The 16,934-nt window shown below is 72.9% G+C and carries 17 protein-coding genes; 11 read left to right on the forward strand and 6 right to left on the reverse strand.

What is annotated here, in order from left to right; genetic code table 11:
* The first annotated feature begins 310 nt into the window (after positions 1-310).
* From ACR68M_RS02580 to ACR68M_RS02595, 4 genes are all read left to right on the forward strand, one after another.
* Positions 311-1,087, forward strand: coding sequence for a DUF6643 family protein (locus ACR68M_RS02580; protein WP_441248725.1), 777 nt, complete (start codon positions 311-313; stop codon positions 1,085-1,087).
* Positions 1,088-1,266: 179 nt separating this feature from the next.
* Positions 1,267-2,187 carry an MOSC domain-containing protein gene (locus ACR68M_RS02585; RefSeq protein WP_441248726.1) on the forward strand — a complete coding sequence of 307 codons (921 nt, stop codon included), beginning with the start codon at positions 1,267-1,269 and terminating at the stop codon, positions 2,185-2,187.
* Between the two features lie 191 nt (positions 2,188-2,378).
* On the forward strand, positions 2,379-4,781 hold the full coding sequence (locus ACR68M_RS02590; RefSeq protein ID WP_441248727.1) for a right-handed parallel beta-helix repeat-containing protein: 2,403 nt from the start codon (positions 2,379-2,381) through the stop codon (positions 4,779-4,781).
* A gap of 24 nt (positions 4,782-4,805) precedes the next feature.
* Positions 4,806-5,606: a DeoR/GlpR family DNA-binding transcription regulator gene (locus ACR68M_RS02595; protein WP_441248728.1), complete on the forward strand. Its 801-nt coding sequence runs from the start codon at positions 4,806-4,808 to the stop codon at positions 5,604-5,606.
* Between the two features lie 19 nt (positions 5,607-5,625).
* Here ACR68M_RS02595 and ACR68M_RS02600 read toward each other — a convergent pair whose 3' ends face one another.
* The 3 genes from ACR68M_RS02600 to ACR68M_RS02610 form a co-directional block, all read right to left on the reverse strand.
* A complete protein-coding gene (locus ACR68M_RS02600; protein ID WP_441248729.1) occupies positions 5,626-6,117 on the reverse strand; it encodes a GNAT family N-acetyltransferase in 492 nt (163 codons plus the stop codon).
* 51 nt (positions 6,118-6,168) lie between these two features.
* Positions 6,169-7,272: a PLP-dependent cysteine synthase family protein gene (locus ACR68M_RS02605; RefSeq protein ID WP_441248730.1), complete on the reverse strand. Its 1,104-nt coding sequence runs from the start codon at positions 7,270-7,272 to the stop codon at positions 6,169-6,171.
* Between the two features lie 171 nt (positions 7,273-7,443).
* A complete protein-coding gene (locus ACR68M_RS02610; protein WP_441251496.1) occupies positions 7,444-8,622 on the reverse strand; it encodes an ROK family protein in 1,179 nt (392 codons plus the stop codon).
* 104 nt (positions 8,623-8,726) lie between these two features.
* Between ACR68M_RS02610 and ACR68M_RS02615 the strand changes: the two genes are divergently transcribed.
* The 6 genes from ACR68M_RS02615 (at position 8,727) to ACR68M_RS02640 (ending at position 13,456) form a co-directional block, all read left to right on the forward strand.
* Entirely contained in the window at positions 8,727-9,953 is a 1,227-nt protein-coding gene (locus tag ACR68M_RS02615; RefSeq protein WP_441248731.1) for an MFS transporter, read from the forward strand.
* Between the two features lie 50 nt (positions 9,954-10,003).
* A complete protein-coding gene (locus ACR68M_RS02620) occupies positions 10,004-11,080 on the forward strand; it encodes a protein kinase family protein (RefSeq protein ID WP_441251497.1) in 1,077 nt (358 codons plus the stop codon).
* Positions 11,081-11,159: 79 nt separating this feature from the next.
* Positions 11,160-11,651 carry a DUF2975 domain-containing protein gene (locus ACR68M_RS02625; protein WP_441248732.1) on the forward strand — a complete coding sequence of 164 codons (492 nt, stop codon included), beginning with the start codon at positions 11,160-11,162 and terminating at the stop codon, positions 11,649-11,651.
* Positions 11,651-11,872 (forward strand): helix-turn-helix domain-containing protein, encoded by a 222-nt coding sequence (locus ACR68M_RS02630; RefSeq protein WP_441248733.1) that lies wholly within the window; start codon positions 11,651-11,653, stop codon positions 11,870-11,872. The genes ACR68M_RS02625 and ACR68M_RS02630 overlap by 1 nt, the downstream gene beginning before the upstream one ends.
* 80 nt (positions 11,873-11,952) lie before the next feature.
* The gene (locus tag ACR68M_RS02635; RefSeq protein WP_441248734.1) at positions 11,953-12,516 is read left to right on the forward strand and encodes a HutD/Ves family protein; all 564 of its coding nucleotides are present in this window, start codon (positions 11,953-11,955) and stop codon (positions 12,514-12,516) included.
* A gap of 1 nt (position 12,517) precedes the next feature.
* A complete protein-coding gene (locus tag ACR68M_RS02640) occupies positions 12,518-13,456 on the forward strand; it encodes an NAD-dependent epimerase/dehydratase family protein (protein ID WP_441248735.1) in 939 nt (312 codons plus the stop codon).
* An 8-nt stretch (positions 13,457-13,464) separates the two neighbouring features.
* Here the strand turns inward: ACR68M_RS02640 and ACR68M_RS02645 are convergent, their stop codons facing one another.
* From ACR68M_RS02645 to ACR68M_RS02655, 3 genes are all read right to left on the reverse strand, one after another.
* On the reverse strand, positions 13,465-14,124 hold the full coding sequence (locus ACR68M_RS02645) for a DUF6215 domain-containing protein (RefSeq protein WP_441248736.1): 660 nt from the start codon (positions 14,122-14,124) through the stop codon (positions 13,465-13,467).
* A gap of 89 nt (positions 14,125-14,213) precedes the next feature.
* Positions 14,214-15,230 (reverse strand): hypothetical protein, encoded by a 1,017-nt coding sequence (locus tag ACR68M_RS02650; RefSeq protein ID WP_441248737.1) that lies wholly within the window; start codon positions 15,228-15,230, stop codon positions 14,214-14,216.
* Between the two features lie 121 nt (positions 15,231-15,351).
* Positions 15,352-16,104, reverse strand: a complete 753-nt coding sequence (locus ACR68M_RS02655; protein WP_441248738.1) for an acyltransferase — start codon at positions 16,102-16,104, stop codon at positions 15,352-15,354.
* An 89-nt stretch (positions 16,105-16,193) separates the two neighbouring features.
* Between ACR68M_RS02655 and ACR68M_RS02660 the strand changes: the two genes are divergently transcribed.
* Positions 16,194-16,934, forward strand: coding sequence for a maleylpyruvate isomerase family mycothiol-dependent enzyme (locus ACR68M_RS02660; protein ID WP_441248739.1), 741 nt, complete (start codon positions 16,194-16,196; stop codon positions 16,932-16,934).

Below are 16,934 nucleotides of genomic sequence, written 5' to 3' on the forward strand. Positions count from 1 at the left end.
GGGCCCGGCGGGCGTGCTGCCTGCCGGGCCCGGCCGTGTCCGTGGGGGGCTCGTCGAGGTCCGACACGCGCCCTCGGCCCGCCACCGGGGGTGTCGGCGGGGTGACTCCCGGTCCGTTCGTCGACTGTTCGACCGATGGTCGACTGTTTGTCGACCCGCCGACCGGCGGGGACTTGGCCTGAAGTCGACGCCCATATGTCGGATATTCATACTTTCGAGAGTTCTGTTCTAGCGAAGACTGTGTAAACACTCGAACTCCTCCGCCTCCCACTCTCCTCAGCAGGCGCATTGTGGGCTTACGGTATGCCCCATGACCTCGCCCCGCTCCTACGACGGAGTCGGCTACCCCTCTCCGTCCTTCTCCTCCGGCACGCCCATCTACGACAGCCTCGTCGCAGAGCGCGGTGTCCCGCAGATCGCCCCCATCAACGTGCCGGCCGCACTGCCGCCGGCACTCTCGACGGGCTACCAGCCGGGCTACGGCTCGGCCTACGGCAGCCAGGGCTACGCCTCCCAGGGCTTCGACAGCCCGGCGAGCAACCTGCCCGCCCTGCCCCCGGCCCGGCTCGCCCTCGGCCCCGGGCCGAGCAGCGGACCCGCCACCACCTACCTCCCGCCGCAGCCGTCCGCCGGCAGCTACGCGACGGCCCAGCAGTCGCCCGCCCCCGGGTACGGCGGCCCGCAGTCGTACGTGCAGCAGCCGCGTCCGCAGGCTCCGGCCCCGGCGTTCCAGCAGCAGGGCGCGCCGCAGTTCCCGCAGCCCCAGGGCGGCCAGAGCTTCGGTGGCCAGAACTCCTTCGCCACCGCGCCGCAGGGCTTCGGCGGGCAGCCGTTCGGTGGCCAGGCCGTGGGCGGGCAGTCCTTCGGGGGCCAGTCCTTCGGCGGGCAGCAGAGCTTCGGCGGCCAGGCCTTCGGTGCGCAGCAGGCCGCCCCGCAGGGCTTCGCCGACCAGAGCCTCGGCGGCAACCAGTTCCGCCCGACGGCCGGTCCGGTCGCGCCGGTGCGGCCGGTGCCGCAGCCGAGGCCCGCACAGTACGGCGAGCAGGCGCAGTACCCGCAGGCCGGGTACCAGGGGAACGCCTACTGACGCTCCCGCACCACCGCCCGTCATCAGCGGTACCGGCACACGAGGGGGGCCGGCGCCGTCAGGGCATGAGGTCGACCACGAAGGCCGCCAGGATCACCGATCCGGGCGGCCTTCGTGCTGCACATTGCCGGGCCCAGGGGCGGGACGGTTGCCCATGCCCAACCTCCTAGGATGAGCACATGCCACAGCTGATCGGACTTCATGTCTACCCGCTCAAGTCGGCCTACCGGCTCAGCCCGGAGAGCGCCCAGGTCGAGCCCTGGGGGCTGACCGGAGACCGGCGCTGGATGCTGGTCGACGAGAACGGCCGGGCCGTGACCCAGCGCGAGGAGCCGACGCTCGGTCAGCTCCGGATCGTGCGGGCGCCGGACGGCACCCTGACCGTCACCGCACCCGACGGGGCGCGCATCGAGATCCCCGCGCCGTCGGTCGCCACCGGTGCACCGCTGGTCGAGGCGGACGTCTTCGGCACGGTCTTCAAGGTCGCCGCCGCCCCGGCGGAGGTCGGCGCGTGGTTCGCCGACCGGTTCGGCGAGCGCTTCCAGCGGCGGGTGGGCGCCGTCCGGCTGGTGCACCTGGACGACCCGCTGAGCCGCGCCGTCAACCCCAAGTACGCCCAGCCCGGCGAGACCGTCAGCCTGGCGGACGCCTTCCCGCTGCTGATCACCACGACCTCCTCGCTGGCCGCCCTCAACGAGCTGCTGGCCGCCGACCACCCCGACGACGAGCGCAAGGGCGCGGCCCTGCCGATGGAGCGGTTCCGCCCCAATCTGGTGGTCTCCGGCACCGAGCCGTGGGCCGAGGACGGCTGGCGCCGCATCCAGGTCGGCGAGCTGACCTTCCGGGTCACCAAGCCCTGCGGCCGCTGCGTGGTCACCACCACCGACCAGGAGACCGGCGTGCGCCGGGGCCCCGAGCCGCTGCGCGCGCTCGGCCGCCACCACCGCTTCGACAAGAGCCTGGCGTTCGGCGTCCAGCTCGTCCCGGAGCGGCCGGCCGGTGTCACCGGCGACCTGCTGGGCACCGTCCGGCTCGGTGACGAGTTCACCGTGCTGGAGGACGGCCCCCGGCTCGTCCCGGACCCGCTGACCGAGCAGTGAACCGGTTCGGCCACTGAGGAACCGAGCGCCCGCCCGCTCGTTGTAGCTGGTGAGCCGGGCAGCCGTGTGACAGGCGGCAGTGTGACAGCCAGCGGTCCGGCAGGCAGGCAGTGTTCGGCGGGCGGGCCGGGTCTCGACGTACGCGACGAAGACGAAGGTGGGGCGACGGATCGTCATGGGTGAGCACAAGGATGGTTGAGCACAGGGTCCGCGTGACGCAGGACAGCGCCTCGCGGTGGCGGCGGCGGGCCGGCGAGTACGAGACGCTGCGCGAGGCCCTCGCGGCGGCCGAGCCCGGCGACACCGTGACGATCCGGCCCGGGGTCTTCCGGGAGAACCTGCTGCTGGACAAGGCCGTCACCCTCCAGCCCGCCGAAGGCCCCGGCAGCGTCCGGCTGGACCCTCCGTCCGGCGTCCCGCTCACCGTCACGGCGGCGGCCGTGGTGCGCGGGCTGGTGATCGAGGGCTCGGAGAGCTCCGCCCCGGCGGTGCTCGTCACCGGCCCGGGGGCGGCGGCCGAGCTGTCCGGCTGCCGGGTGGAGACCCGCTCGGCGGTCGGCGTCGAGATCGCCGAGCAGGCCACCGCGACCCTGCGCGGCTGCGAGATCAGCAACCCGGCCGGGCTCGGCATCCGGCTGCGCGCGCGGGCCGCCGCCGTGATCGAGGACTGTGAGGTGCTCGACTCCGGCCAGGCCGGGCTGGCCGTGCTCGGTGGCGCCACCGCCCGGGTCGAGCGCACCCGCCTGCACCACGCGAGCGGCGCCGGGGTGCTGCTCGTCGACCCGGGCAGCAGCGCCGAGCTGACGGGCTGCGAGATCTACGAGATCCGGGGCAGCGGCGTGCAGGCCGAGGCGCAGGCGCGCGGGCGGCTCTCCGACTGCGACATCAGCCGGGTCACCGGCAACGGGCTGACGCTGGACACCGAGGCCGAGCTCGTGCTGATCGGCTGCCGGGTGCACGACCTCCCGGAGAACGCCGCCGACCTGCGCGGGCGCTCCCGGCTGACGCTGGAGCACAGCACCGTCCGGGAGTTCGGCCGGGGCGCGCTCTCGGTCTGGGACAACGGCACCCTGGCCGAGGCGCTCTCCAGCGAGATCCACTCCAGCACCGGCGACTACCCGGCCGTCTGGGTCAGCGACGGCGCCCGCCTGACCCTCACCGACTGCTCGCTGCACGACCTTCCCGACGCGCTCTTCGTGCTGGACCGCGAGTCCTCCGCCACCGCCAAGGACTGCTCATTCAGCCGCATCCGCAGCTCCGCCGTCTCGGTCAGCGGCGGCGCCAGTGTCGCGCTCGCCGACTGCCGCATCCAGGAGGCCGGGACGGGCCTGTGGTTCCGAGACCACGGCAGCGGCGGGCGGCTGACGGGCTGTGAGATCTCCGAGGTGGCGACCGGGGTGATCGTCACCAAGGGCGCCGACCCGGAGCTGCGCGAGTGCACCGTGCGCGGCTCGACCGAGGCCGCCGTCTACGTCTCCGCGCAGGGGAAGGGCACTTTCGAGGACTGCCGGGTCTCGGGCGGTAAGGGCTTCGGCTTCCACATCATCGACGGCTGCCGCACCGAGCTGACCCGCTGCCGGGCCGAGCAGAACGGCCGGGCCGGCTTCGAGTTCGCCGAGCCGGGGCCCGTCACGGAGGGCTGCACCTCGGACGACGTCGCCCCGGCCGCCGCCGAGCTGCCCGCGCCGCGCACCGCCCAACTGACCACCGCCCCCGCCCCGCTGGTCGCCCCGGCGGGTGCGCAGATCGCACCGATCCCCGACTGCCGCCCGGCCGACGAGGCGCTCGCCGAGCTCGACGCGCTGATCGGCCTGGCGACCGTCAAGCAGGAGGTGCGCACCCTGATCGACCTGATCTCGGTCGGCCGCCGACGCCGCCAGGCCGGGCTGAAGGCCCCCTCGCTCCGCCGCCACCTGGTCTTCACCGGCTCCCCCGGCACCGGCAAGACCACCGTTGCCCGGCTCTACGGCGAGATCCTCGCCTCGCTCGGCGTGCTCCAGCAGGGCCACCTCGTCGAGGTCGCCCGGGTCGACCTGGTCGGCGAGCACATCGGCTCCACCGCGATCCGCACCCAGGCCGCCTTCGACAAGGCCCGGGGCGGCGTGCTCTTCATCGACGAGGCGTACGCGCTGGCGCCCGAGGACGGCGCGCGGGACTTCGGGCGGGAGGCGATCGACACCCTGGTCAAGCTGATGGAGGATCACCGCGACGAGGTCGTGGTGATCGTGGCCGGCTACACCGTCGAGATGGAGCGCTTCCTCTCCGCCAACCCCGGGGTCTCCTCCCGCTTCTCCCGCACCATCACCTTCCCGGACTACTCCGCCGCCGAGCTGCTCCAGATCGCCCGGACGCAGTGTGTCGAGCACGAGTACGTACTGAGCGAGCCGGCCGCCGAGGCGCTGCTGGTGCACTTCGCGGCGATGGAGCGCGGGCCGGGCTTCGGCAACGGGCGGACGGCCCGTCAGGTCTTCGAGACGATGGTCGAGCGGCACGCCATGCGCCTCGCCTCGTTCGCCGAACCCTCCACCGAGGAGCTGCAACTCCTGCTCCCCGACGACCTTCCAGGCCGGGAGTCTGCAAGGATGGGCCGGTAGTACCGGATCGGGAGGGCAGACCACGTGGCCGACAACAGCAACCTGCTCGCGGAGCAGCGCCGAGCGCTGATCCTCGACGAAGTCCGGCGGCGCGGCGGCGTCCGGGTCAACGAGCTGACCCGGCGGCTGAACGTCTCGGACATGACCATCCGACGCGACCTGGACGCGCTGGCGCGCTCCGGCGTGATCGAGAAGGTGCACGGCGGCGCGGTGGTGGTCGAGGAGGCCCGCACCCACGAGCCCGGCTTCGAGGCGAAGTCGGCGCTGGAACTCTCCGCCAAGGAGGAGATCGCGCTGGCCGCCGCGCAGCTGGTCACCCCCGGCAGCGCGATCGCGCTCTCCGGCGGCACCACGACCTTCGCGCTGGCCCAGCACCTCACCGAGATCGAGCAGTTGACGGTGGTGACCAACTCGGTGCGGGTCGCCGATGTCTTCGAACGGGCGCAGCGGCAGAGCGGCGCGCCGGGGGCGACGGTGGTGCTGACCGGCGGTGTGCGGACGCCCTCCGACTCCCTGGTCGGCCCGGTCGCGGACCGGGCGATCCGCTCGCTCCACTTCGACCTGCTCTTCCTCGGCACCCACGGGCTCTCCCCCGAGGCCGGGCTCTCCACCCCGAACCTGGCGGAGGCGGAGACCAACCGGAACTTCGTGGCCTCGGCCCGCCGGGTGGTCGCCGTCGCGGACCACACCAAGTGGGGCATCGTCGGCCTGTCCACCTTCGCCGAGCTCGCCGAGGTGGACACCTGGGTGACGGACACCGCCCTCCCCGCCGAGGCCGCCGACGCGGCCCGCGAGCACGTCCGCGAGCTGATCCTCGCCGGGTAGGGCGGTCAGCCCGCCGGGGTCAGAGCGGGAGCTCGTAGAACTTGAGCGCCTCGTCCTCGCGGACGAGCTGGAGCCCAGCGGCGGCCATCACGTGCTGGGACGGCACGTTGTCGAGGTCCGTGTTGCCGCCGAAGATCTTGACGCCCTCCGTCTCGCGGCAGAGCTCGATCATGCGACGGACCGCCTCCGCCGCGTAGCCCTTGCCCCGCACGGACGGCGCGAGGCCGTAGCCGATCTCGACGAAGCCGCGCTCGTCGGGCCCGCCGTGGAAGCCGATGCCGCCGACGGCCGAGCCGTCCGAGGCGAGGCGTATCTCGTAGCCGCCGAAGGGCTGCGGGTCGCCGACGGCCTCGCAGGCGAGCACGAACATCCGGGCGCCGGTCTGCTCGCCCTCGGTCGGGTAGTCGGGGGCCCAGTTGCTGTCGGGGCGGCGGTCGGCCGCGGCGACCTGCCGGGCCTCCTCGGCGGTGAAGGGGTGCAGGATCAAACGTGCAGTCAGAAGGTCTTCCATGCAGCGTTGAGTATCACACTCACCACCGGCCCGGCCAGCGGTTTCCCCGGATCAGTCGAGCTGGCCCGTCCCGTCGAGGAAGCTCTCCAGCATGGCGGTGTACGGCGCGATGTCGATGCCCTGCGCCGCCAGCCACTCGTCGGAGTAGTACTTGTCGAGGTAGCGGTCGCCGGGGTCGCAGAAGAGCGTGACGACGCTGCCGCGCCGACCGGCCGCCCGCATCTCGGCGACGATCCGCAGAGCGCTCCACAGGCCCGTCCCGGTCGAGCCGCCCGCCTTGCGGCCGAGCACCCGCTCGGCCAGCCGGACGGTGGCGATCGACGCGGCGTCGGGGACCTTCATCATCCGGTCGATGGCGCCGGGGACGAAGCTGGGCTCCATCCGGGGGCGGCCGATGCCCTCGATCCGGGAACCATTGGGGCAGACCGCCTCCGGGTCCTGGCCGACCCAGCCCTCGAAGAAGCAGGAGTTCTCCGGGTCGGGCACGCAGATCCGGGTGTCGTACTGCATGTAGTGGACGTACCGGGCGATGGTCGCGGAGGTGCCGCCGGTGCCTGCCGTGGCGACGATCCAGGCGGGCTCGGGGTGGGGCTCCAGGTTGAGCTGCAGGAAGATCGACTCGGCGATGTTGTTGTTGCCGCGCCAGTCGGTGGCCCGCTCCGCGTACGTGAACTGGTCCATGTAGTGGCCGCCGGTCTTCTCGGCGAGTTGGGCGGAGACCTCGTAGACCTCGCCGGGATTGTCGACCAGGTGACAGCTGCCGCCGTGGAACTCGATCAGGTCGATCTTGGCGGGGCTGGTGCTCTTGGACATCACCGCGATGAACGGCACCCCGATCAGCTTGGCGAAGTACGCCTCGGAGACGGCCGTCGAGCCGCTGGACGCCTCGATCACCGGCTTGCCGGGGCGGATCCAGCCGTTGCAGAGCCCGTACAGGAAGAGCGAGCGGGCCAGCCGGTGCTTGAGGCTGCCGGTCGGGTGCGTCGACTCGTCCTTGAGGTAGAGGTCGATGCCCCACTCCTCGGGGAGCGGGAAGCGCAGCAGGTGGGTGTCGGCCGAGCGGTTGGCGTCCGCCTGGACCTTGCGGACGGCCTCCTTGAGCCAGGCCCGGTAGGCGACATCGGAGCGGTCCACATCCATGGTCACGGCAGCCATCACGCATCTCCTCGACAAATGCCGGGACAGCCCCGACTTCCATACCGAGTGTAACCGTTAACTACGATAAGTTACTTTTACGATATCTCCATGAAATGCTTATCGTCTCCATTGGCGCGCCGATGCCGTCAGGTCGCCGTCAAGTCACGCCACGGGGCTCTGCACGGGGATCTAACGGGCCGTCACAGACTGCGGGTCGCACAGGTACGGCTCCCAGGCCAGCTCGGCAGCACCGGCGAGCCCGGCGTGCACGACCTCGGCCGCGACGATCGGCACCCGCCCGCTGCGCCCCCAGAGGCAGCGCGCGGCGACCACCGCCGCGAGGCGCTCGGGCGCGGCCGCGAGCAGGTCGCGGTGCAGGCCGCTGAGCACGATGCGGTCGGGGTTGAGGATGTTCACCAGCCCGGCCAGGCCGAGGCCGAGCCGGTCGACCACGTGGTCGACGGCGGCGCGGGCCACCGGGTCGTGGGCCGCCGAGCGGGCCAGCTCGCGGGCCTGGCCGAGCAGCGGGCGGGCCGGGTCCGGAGTGCGGCCGGCGGCGGCGAAGAGCGCCTCCGGGTCGGTCTCGGCGTTGAGGCAGCCGCAGGTGCCGCACGGGCACCGGCGGCCCTGCGGATCGACGGTCAGGTGCCCGACCTCCAGGGCCAGCCCGGCGCTGCCGGTGTGCAGCCGCCCGTCGATCACCAGCGCGCCGCCGACGCCCCGGTGGCCGGAGGTGACGAGCAGCAGATGTCGGGCGTCGCGGCCGGCGCCGTGCCGGTGCTCGGCGAGCGCGGCGAGGTTGGCGTCGTTGGCGACGGCCGTCGGCAGCGGGGTGCGGGCGCGCGGGCCGAGGTCGGCCTTGCGGATCTCCTCGGCGAAGAGGTCGGCGACGGGCGTGCCGCTGGGCCAGGAGAAGTGCAGCGCGACCAGCGCGGCGCCGTCGGGCTCGGTCACCGGGTTCGGCAGGGCAAGAGCCGCGCCGAGGCAGCGCCGAGGGGTGGCGCGAGCCAGCGCCGCCCCGGCCTCGGCCACCGCGCGCAGCAGCCGGACGGGGTCGGTCGCGGCGGGCAGCGGGTGGTGGACGGGCTCCTCCAGGTGCCCGCCGAGCCCGGCCAGCGCGACGCTCAGGCCGTCCGCGTGCAGCTGGGCGGTGATCACCACCGGCCCGGCGGGGTCGACGGCCAGCCGGTGCGAGGGGCGGCCCCGGCCACTCCCGGCCGGGCGGGAGTCGACGGTGATCAGGCCGAGCGCCTCCAGCTCGGCGCTGATCGCGCCCGCCGTGGCCCGGGTGACGTCGAGGGCGCTGGTCAGCGCCGAGCGGGTGGGGGCCCGGCCGGTGTGGATCAGCGCGAGGGCGGGGCCGAGCAGCGTACGGCCCCGGTCGGGCGCGGGACGGCGCGGCTCCGCCGTCGGCCCGCGGTCGGACGGGTTCTGGCTTGTCGGTGAGTGCGGCACTCCCCTATTCTTACTTTGTGCCGCTCCTAAACAAAACCCACGCCCGTTCCGCCGCCCAGCTCCACCCGGACGGCCCTGCCGCGCCCCGGGTCTGGAGCACCGCCCGGATCGCCCTGACCGCCTTCTTCGCCGTCGACGGCTTCCTCTTCGCCGCCTGGGTTGTCCGCATCCCGGACATCCGGGCGCAGGTCGGCGCCTCGCACAGCGCCCTCGGCCTGGCCCTGCTCTGCATCTCCGCCGGAGCCGTCGCCACCATGTCGGTGGTCGGGCGGCTCTGCGTCCGGTACGGCTCCCGCCGGGTCACCGTAGCCTCTCTGGCGGTGCTCGGCCTCGCCCTTCCACTCCCCGCCCACGCCCACTCGGTGTTCAGCCTCGGCGCGGCCCTGCTGCTCTTCGGCGCGGGCTACGGCGCGGCCAACGTCGCGATGAACAGCGTCGCCGTCGATCTCGTCGCCGAACTCCGCCGCCCGGTCATGCCCAGCTTCCACGCCGGGTACAGCCTCGGCGGCCTGCTCGGCGCGGCCGTCGGCGGCCTGCTGGCCGGGCGGCTCACCGCCGCCTGGGCGCTCGCCTTCGGCGGCGCGCTCGGCCTGCTGGTCACCGCCGTCGCCGGCGCGGCGCTGCTGCGCGGCGCCACGCCTGGCGCCGTGGCGCGCGCTGTACCGCCTGTACGGCCTGTACGGCCGCAGCAGGTCACCGCAGTGCGCACCGCCCGGATGCTGGTCGTACTGCTCGGGCTGACCGCGATGTGCAGCTCGTACGGCGAAGGGGCGCTCGCCGACTGGACGACCCTGCACCTGACCGACGACGTGCACGCGAGCGCCGGGATCGCCGCGGGCGGGTACGCCGCCTTCGCCTTCGCCATGACGGCCGGGCGGGTCGGCGGCACCTGGCTCTCCATCAGGCTCGGCCAGACCCGGCTGATCCTCCTCGGCGGGCTCACCGCAGGCGGCGGCATGCTCACCGCCGCGCTGGCCCCGTCCGTCCCCGTCGCCCTGGCCGGGCTCACCCTGGTCGGCCTCGGGCTGGCCAACATCTTCCCGCTGGCGATCGCCCAGGCCGGTGCGGCGGGCGGCCCCCAGGGCGTGGCCACCGCCTCCACCCTCGGCTACGCGGGCATGCTGATCGGCCCGCCGGTGATCGGCTTCCTCGCCGACGCGGCGAGTCTGCCGACGGCCCTCACCACCGTCGCCGCAGCCGCCGCCCTGGCAGGTGTCCTCGCCCGAACGGCCACCCGGCGCTAGCCTCGCGCTCTCACGAAGTGTGTTGGTACGTCAGAGAGGTTGGTGTCGTGGTGGAGGTCGCCGTCGAGAGCTCTGACGCGTCGCGTGGTGCCCGTCTGGCTGCTTACAGTGCCGTCTCGACATCCCTGGCACTGTGCAGTGACCGCGAACTGCGCGACCTGGTGGAGACGGCCGCACCGCTGGGCTCCGGAATCGGCGGGACGTCGGCGTTACTGGAGGTCGGCGGGACCCCGGTCTTCGTCAAGCGGGTGCCGCTGACCGATCTGGAGAGGCAGCCGGAGAACGTCCGGTCCACGGCGAACCTCTTCGGGCTGCCTGCCTTCTGTCATTTCGGTCTCGGTGTCCCAGCAGGGCCGGGCCTCGGGGCCTGGCGGGAGTTGGCCGTGCACACCATGACGACGAACTGGGTGCTCGCACAGGACCACGAGGGCTTCCCGCTGATGTACCACTGGCGGGTGCTGCCGCACCCCGGGCAGACGCTGCCCGAGGAACTGGCCGACGTGGAGAAGGCCGTCGCCTACTGGGGAGGCGGACCGCAGGTGCGCCGGCGGATCGAGGAGCTGCGGGATTCCTCGGCGAGCGTCGCGCTGTTCCTGGAGTACATCCCGCAGAACCTGCACGACTGGCTGGACATTCAGGTCAAGGCCGACGACGAGACGGCCGAGCGGGCATGCGCCATGGTGGCGAAGGAACTCGAGGCCGGGGTCTCCTTCATGAACGCCCGCGGGCTCCTGCACTTCGACGGCCACTTCCAGAACATCCTGACCGACGGCAAGCGCCTGTTCTTCACGGACTACGGCCTCGCGATCTCCTCCCGGTTCGACCTGTCGGAGGAGGAGGCCGACTTCTTCGCCGAACACCGGACCTATGACCACTGCTACACCCTCACCCACCTGGTGCAGTGGCTCACCGCCGCCCTGTACGGGTACGAGCGGGACGAGCGCAGCGCGTTCGTGCACGCCTGCGCCCAGGGGGAACCTCCGACGGGCATCCCGCCGAAGCTCGCGGCGATCCTCACCCGCCACGCCCCGATCGCCGCAGTGATGACGGACTACTACCGCGAGTTCCGTTTTGAGAGCAGGCAGACCCCGTACCCCCTGGAGGCGATCCGCGCGCTCGTCGTCTGAGGCACCTGAGGCACCCGGGGCTTGCTTCACCTATCGAGAATCGATAGATTCCCATCGTAGCTCGATGGAGGAGTGGGTCATGGGAAAGCTGACAGTACGCGCGCTGCGCGCCGTGCTCGCGGTGGTGCTCACCGGCACCGTGTTGGTACAGGCGTTGATGGTGTGGACGTTGGCCAGCGGGAGTGACCCGGAGAACGGGGCCCCCCTGCTGACCCCGATGCGCGTGATCACGATCCTGGGCCTCGGGGCGGTCCAGGTCGCGCTGGTCTGCGTCTGGCGACTGGTGACGATGGTGCGACGCGGGACCGTGTTCTCCCACGCCGCCTTCCGGTACGTGGACGGCATCATCGGCGCGATCGTCGCGGTCGCGCTCCTGTGGTTCACGGTCACGGCCATGAATGCACCCGGCCAGCGGGACGACCCGGGCGTCACCGGCATCATGGCCGGGATCGGCCTGGCCATCCTGGGAGTCGCACTCATCGTGCTCGTGCTGCGGATGCTGCTCACCCAGGCCCTCGCCCGAGACGTCGAAGCGACTCAGATGCAGGTCGAGTTGAACGACGTGATCTGATGCCGATCACAGTCGACATCGACGTGATGCTGGCCAGGCGGAAGATGTCCGTGGGCGAGCTCGCAGACCGCGTGGGGATCACGCCCGCGAACCTGGCGGTCCTCAAGAACGGCCGCGCCAAGGCGGTGCGCTTCACGACCCTCGCCGCGCTCTGCGAGGTGCTCAGATGCCAGCCGGGCGACCTTCTTCGCTGGGAGGCCGAAGACACTGCGGGCGAATGAGAACGATCGGGGCCAGGGCAAGCCGAGACGTGCGGCTAGTCTCGGGGCGAGAGATCGCTGCACGGAGGACGGGACAGCACATGACGGTTCAGGTACTGCGCGCCGAGGAGCGCCCCGCCACGCCGTGGTTGAACGGCGGCGGGGTGACTCGGGAGGTGGCCGGGGCACCGGCGGGTGCGGGGCTGGGCGAGTTCGAGTGGCGGGTCAGCCTGGCGGACGTCGGCGAGGGCGGGCCGTTCTCCCGCTTCGAGGGCGTGGACCGGGTGATCACGGTGGTCCGGGGCGCCGGCATGGCGCTCACCGTCGCGGGCGAGGAGCACCGGCTCGCGCAGCCGTACCGGCCGTTCGCCTTCCCCGGTGACGTGGAGACCGACTGCCGTCTGCTCGGCGGGCCGGTCGTCGACTTCAACGTGATGACCCGCCGGGGGCGGGCCGAGGCCGTGGTGGAGATCGCGGACTTCCAGCGCTCCGTCGAGGTGCCCGAGGGGGCCGTCGTGCTGGTGGTGTGCCTGTCCGGCACCGCCGAGCTGGGCGCGGCCGACCTGCGGCTCGGCGAGTTCGACGCCGTGCTGCTCAACAGCGGCGAGGACCTGCTGCGGGTGGATGGCGTGGCCGCCGTGGTGACGCTCCGCCGGGTGGGCTGAGGTGCGGATACTCGTCACCGGGGCGTTCGGCTTCGTCGGGCAGGCCGTCGTGCGGCGGCTCGCCGGTGACGGCCACGAGGTGTGGGCGCTGACGCACCGTCCGCCCGGCGGGCCGCTGCCCGCGCTGCCCGTGCAGCTGGTCCGGCACGCCGACATCACCGACCGCGAGGCCCTGCGCCCCGCCGTCGCCGGAGTCGACGCGGTCTGCCACCTCGCCGCACTGACCAACGGTCGCACCTCCGGCGCGCTCACCGAGCGGTACTGGGAGGTCAACCTCGGCGGCACCACCGCCCTGCTCGACGCACTCGCGGCCAGGCCGGACTCCGGGCCCCCGCCGCTGGTCGTGTTCGGCTCGACGGCGGCCGTGTACGGCGCACCCGAGCACCAGCCGATCACCGAGGAGACCCCGGCCGCGCCCGGCAACCCGTACGGCGCCTCCAAGCTGGCCGCCGAGCAGGAGGTGGCCCGCCGCGCGCTGGCCGGGCAGGTCACGGCCGTGGTGCTGCGGTGCTTCAACGTCGGCGGCACGGGCGACGTCGACCAGACCCGGATCATCCCCAAGGCCCTGGCCGTGGCCGCCGGGCAGCACCCGCACCTGGAGCTGAACGGCGACGGCAGCACCGTCCGCGACTTCGTGCACGTCGACGACCTCGCGCAGGCGTACGCGCTGGCGCTCACCACCCCCCGCCCGCCGGGGGCGTACGACGTCTACAACATCGGGGCCACCCCGGCGAGCATGCGTCAGATCGTCACCGCCGTCGAACGGGTGACCGGCCGCCCCGTCCCGCTCGTCCACCGGCCCGCCCAGCCCGAGGCCCCCCGCCTGGTCGCCGACACCACCCGCGCCGCCCGCGAGCTCGGCTGGCACCCCCACCGCTCCACGCTCGACCACCTCATCACCGACGCCTGGGCGACCCTCCGGCAGCCGACCCGGGGCTAGCCCCGGGCCTAGCCGTGGATCGTCGGCAGTACCTGCTCGGCTATCCGGAAGAGCGCCGCCTCGTCCGGCGTCGCGCTGTCCTGACGCCAGATGGCGATCTCGAAGGACCCGTCGCCGCCCTTGGGGTCCTTCGCCACGACGAGGTGGCGCGCGATGCCGCCGGTGCCGGAGCCGGCCTTCGTGCCGCCGAGGGTGATCGCCAGCGTGTGGTCCGAGTAGGTCATCGCGGGACGGCCGAGCACCGACGTCGAGCCGGCCTTCGAGTCCGAGAACATGGCGAAGTCCTTGACCGAGAGGTGCGGGTAGTCGGTGATCTCGACGTCGACGGAACCGACCTGCACGCGCGCGGACGGGTCGTCCTCCTTCGTCCCGTCCGCGAACGTCGTCGGCCCGCTCCCGGAGTACGCCACCGAGACGTACTCCTCCGGCATGCCGAGCAGCGTCGGCAGATCGGGCCGGTTCAGCGCGGCGCACAACGCCGGATACCCGGGCGAATCCGTGGCTTTCGGCGCCTCACACACGGCCGCCTTGCGCTTTCCTCCCGACGGGTCGCCGAAAAGGCCCAGCCCCCACGCGGCCATCACAGCCGAGACCAGCACCACCGCTGCTCCCACCTGAACGGCCGCACTCCTGGCACCCTTGCTGAGCTCGACGAATTCGTCAGCCATCTACCCGCCCCCGTACCCGTACCCGTAACGCTGAAATGCCCGATCGAGCCGCGTGATCGTAGCCCAGGCAGGGGCATCCGTGCCCCGGGTTAATGGGGGGAGCGCCGCCTGCTCGCGCGGTGGAGTGCGGCACCGATGACCGCCAGCGCCGACGCGGTGATTCCGAGATCTTCCAGCCAGCTGTCCGGGCGGCCGGTGTCGGCCAGTTCGCCCGGGTGCGTCGGGCGCGGGGCGGGGCGGGTGGGCGACGAGTCGGTGGGAACGGGGGTCGGGCTGTCCGTGGGGGTCGGCGTGCTGGAGTCGGTCGGGGTGGGGGGAGGCGGCGGCGTCGGCGGAGGCGTGGGAGGGGGCGTCGGAGGAGGCGTGGGCTTGGCGCTGCAGGTGACCTCGACCTCGCCCAGGCGCAGGTGGACGACGGCGCCCTGGTACACCTGCTTGCCTGCGGTGTCGTTGAAGACGGCGCTGATGTCGATGTCGAGCCAGGCCTCCGCGGCGTAGTCCCGGCTCTGGGCCGCCGGGATCTGGTGCGGGGTCACCACGACGGTGAGGGTGCTGGGGCCGATGGTCGACAGGCCGAGGTCGCTGCCGGTGATCTGCAGGGTGGTCGTGCCGACGGTCACCAGTTGGCCCAGGACGGTGATCTGTCCGGAGTCGGTGCGGTTGTAGGCCAGCGCGTACGGGCCGACGGGAGGCGGCACGCACTCGGCGTAGGAGTCGAGCGACGCCACGCTTCCCGCGCTGGTCGGCCCGACGGCCACCAGGTTCTTGGAGTTGAACTTCACCTCCAGCGCGGTGAGTTGCGCCTGCGCGTAGTACTTCGCCGGGTCGGTCGCGGTCCGGGTCGTCATGGTCGCGATGGACATCCGGGTGAGCATTCCGTCAGGGTCCGAGAAGTCACCGTTGTCGGTGTCGGGCACGCTGCTGCTCACGGCTCTGCCGTAGGTGCCGGTGTACGCCTTGAGGCCGATGGCGGGGACGGACTGGTCGGTGAGCTGCACCAGCGTCGCCTTCGCCAACTCCCCCGGAGCGAGCGCGGCGTTCGCGGTGCCGGCCACCTGGAAGAGCGTCAGTGCGGTGAGACCGCAGGCCAGCGTGCAGGAGCTCACGACGGAAGGCGCCGACAGGGTACGACCGGATCGTTTCACCACCTAGTCATATCGGCGGAGTGCCCAACTGGGCGCGGTGCGCGCCGGGTAGCCCCACAAGGCTCCCCGAACGGAGCAAGCGCTAACGCCGCGTCGGCGGGCGGAGGTCCCAGCCGACCAGGGCGCGGAGGTCCTCGGCGGAGAGCCCCTCGGGGAAGGGGACCGGCGGGTCGTGGCGGAAGGGGGGCTGCCAGCCCTCGATCTCCGTCCAGCTGCGGACGACCTTGGCCGGGGCGCCGGCGACGACGCTGTTGTCGGGGACTTCGCCCCGGACGACGGACCCGGCGGCGACCACGACGTTGCGGCCGAGCTTCGCGCCGGGGAGGATCACCGCGCCGGTGCCGATCCAGCTGCCCGAGCCGATCTCGACGGGCTCGTTGCGCGGCCACTGCTTGCCGATCGGCAGCTCGGTGTCGTGGTAGCTGTGGGCGGTGTCGGTGATGTAGACGTACGGGCCCGTCCAGACGTCGTCCCCGAGGGTGATCGACTGGTGGCCGACGATGTGGCTGCCCCGGCCGACAACGCAGCCGCCGCCGAGCCGGACGACGGGGTCGGGGCCGAGGTCGAGGCCGGGGAGGAAGCCCGCCGAGATGGTGACGCGCTCGCCGATGATCGAGAACGGCCCGATGGTGATCCACTGCTCGTTGAAGACCGCGCCGAGCGGGAAGGCCAGTTTGGTGCCGTCGCCCAACTCCCGGAAGCGGTAGGGGCCGGGGTTGTCGTTGGAGACGGCGCCCACGCCCTGCACCCAGCGCCACCCCCGGTGCACCAGCCGCCCGGCGGCCCGGCGGCCTCGGTGGCGAGCAGCGGTCAGGAGGGTACGGGCGTTCGGCATGAGCCCCACGCTATCGGCCGTTCGGGCGAACGGGACTGCGGGGCGACAAAGCTCACACAGCCCGCGCCACGCCTGGCAGACTCCCGGGCATGGAGATCATCGAGCACATCGACGCACTGCGCCGCGAGGGCGCCCTCCTCGCCGACGCGATCGCCGCCACCGACCCGGACGCACCCGTCCCCACCTGCCCCGACTGGCGGCTGCGTGATCTCGTCCAGCACACCGGCCAGGTGCACCGCTGGGCCACCTCGTACGTGGCCGAGGGCCACCGGCAGCCCGTCGCCCCGGACTCCCGGCCCCCGGCGGACGCGGATCTGCTCGACTGGTTCCGGGAGGGCCACGACGGGCTGGTCGCGGCCCTCGCCGGGGCGCCCGCCGAGCTGGACTGCTGGACCTTCCTCGCCGCGCCCTCCCCGCTCGCCTTCTGGGCCCGGCGGCAGGCCCACGAGACGGCGGTGCACCGCGTCGACGCCGAGGCCGCCGCCGGCCGCCCGGCCAGGGCCGTGCCGGCCGCCTTCGGCCGGGACGGCATCGAGGAGCTGGTCACCGGGCTGCTGGCCCGCCCGAAGAGCCGGCTGCGCAGCGAGCAGGAGCGCACCCTGCTGATCCGCCCCACCGACGCCGACGCGCCCCTGCTGGTACGGATCGGCCCGGACCCGCTCCAGGTGTCGGCCGACGCCGACAGCGCCGCCGACTGCACCCTCAGCGGCTCCGCCGGCGAGCTGTACCTGCTGCTCTGGAACCGCCTCCCGCTCAGCGCCGTCGAGGTGACGGGCGATCAGGGCGTGCTCGACCTCTGGCGCGAGAGCGCCCAGATCCGCTGGAGCTGA

Origin of the sequence: Kitasatospora sp. McL0602 (assembly GCF_052076145.1) — a bacterium.
Lineage (GTDB): Bacteria > Actinomycetota > Actinomycetes > Streptomycetales > Streptomycetaceae > Kitasatospora.

What these genes read in the sequence shown, in the direction of transcription:
- ACR68M_RS02605 (WP_441248730.1), bottom strand. Translation starts at nt 7,272, where the DNA reads ATGGCTGCCGTGACCATGGATGTGGACCGCTCCGATGTCGCCTACCGG.
- ACR68M_RS02655 (WP_441248738.1), bottom strand. Translation starts at nt 16,104, where the DNA reads ATGCCGAACGCCCGTACCCTCCTGACCGCTGCTCGCCACCGAGGCCGC.
- ACR68M_RS02600 (WP_441248729.1), bottom strand. Translation starts at nt 6,117, where the DNA reads ATGGAAGACCTTCTGACTGCACGTTTGATCCTGCACCCCTTCACCGCC.
- ACR68M_RS02590 (WP_441248727.1), top strand. Translation starts at nt 2,379, where the DNA reads ATGGTTGAGCACAGGGTCCGCGTGACGCAGGACAGCGCCTCGCGGTGG.
- ACR68M_RS02635 (WP_441248734.1), top strand. Translation starts at nt 11,953, where the DNA reads ATGACGGTTCAGGTACTGCGCGCCGAGGAGCGCCCCGCCACGCCGTGG.
- ACR68M_RS02630 (WP_441248733.1), top strand. Translation starts at nt 11,651, where the DNA reads ATGCCGATCACAGTCGACATCGACGTGATGCTGGCCAGGCGGAAGATG.
- ACR68M_RS02585 (WP_441248726.1), top strand. Translation starts at nt 1,267, where the DNA reads ATGCCACAGCTGATCGGACTTCATGTCTACCCGCTCAAGTCGGCCTAC.
- ACR68M_RS02580 (WP_441248725.1), top strand. Translation starts at nt 311, where the DNA reads ATGACCTCGCCCCGCTCCTACGACGGAGTCGGCTACCCCTCTCCGTCC.
- ACR68M_RS02625 (WP_441248732.1), top strand. Translation starts at nt 11,160, where the DNA reads ATGGGAAAGCTGACAGTACGCGCGCTGCGCGCCGTGCTCGCGGTGGTG.
- ACR68M_RS02645 (WP_441248736.1), bottom strand. Translation starts at nt 14,124, where the DNA reads ATGGCTGACGAATTCGTCGAGCTCAGCAAGGGTGCCAGGAGTGCGGCC.
- ACR68M_RS02660 (WP_441248739.1), top strand. Translation starts at nt 16,194, where the DNA reads ATGGAGATCATCGAGCACATCGACGCACTGCGCCGCGAGGGCGCCCTC.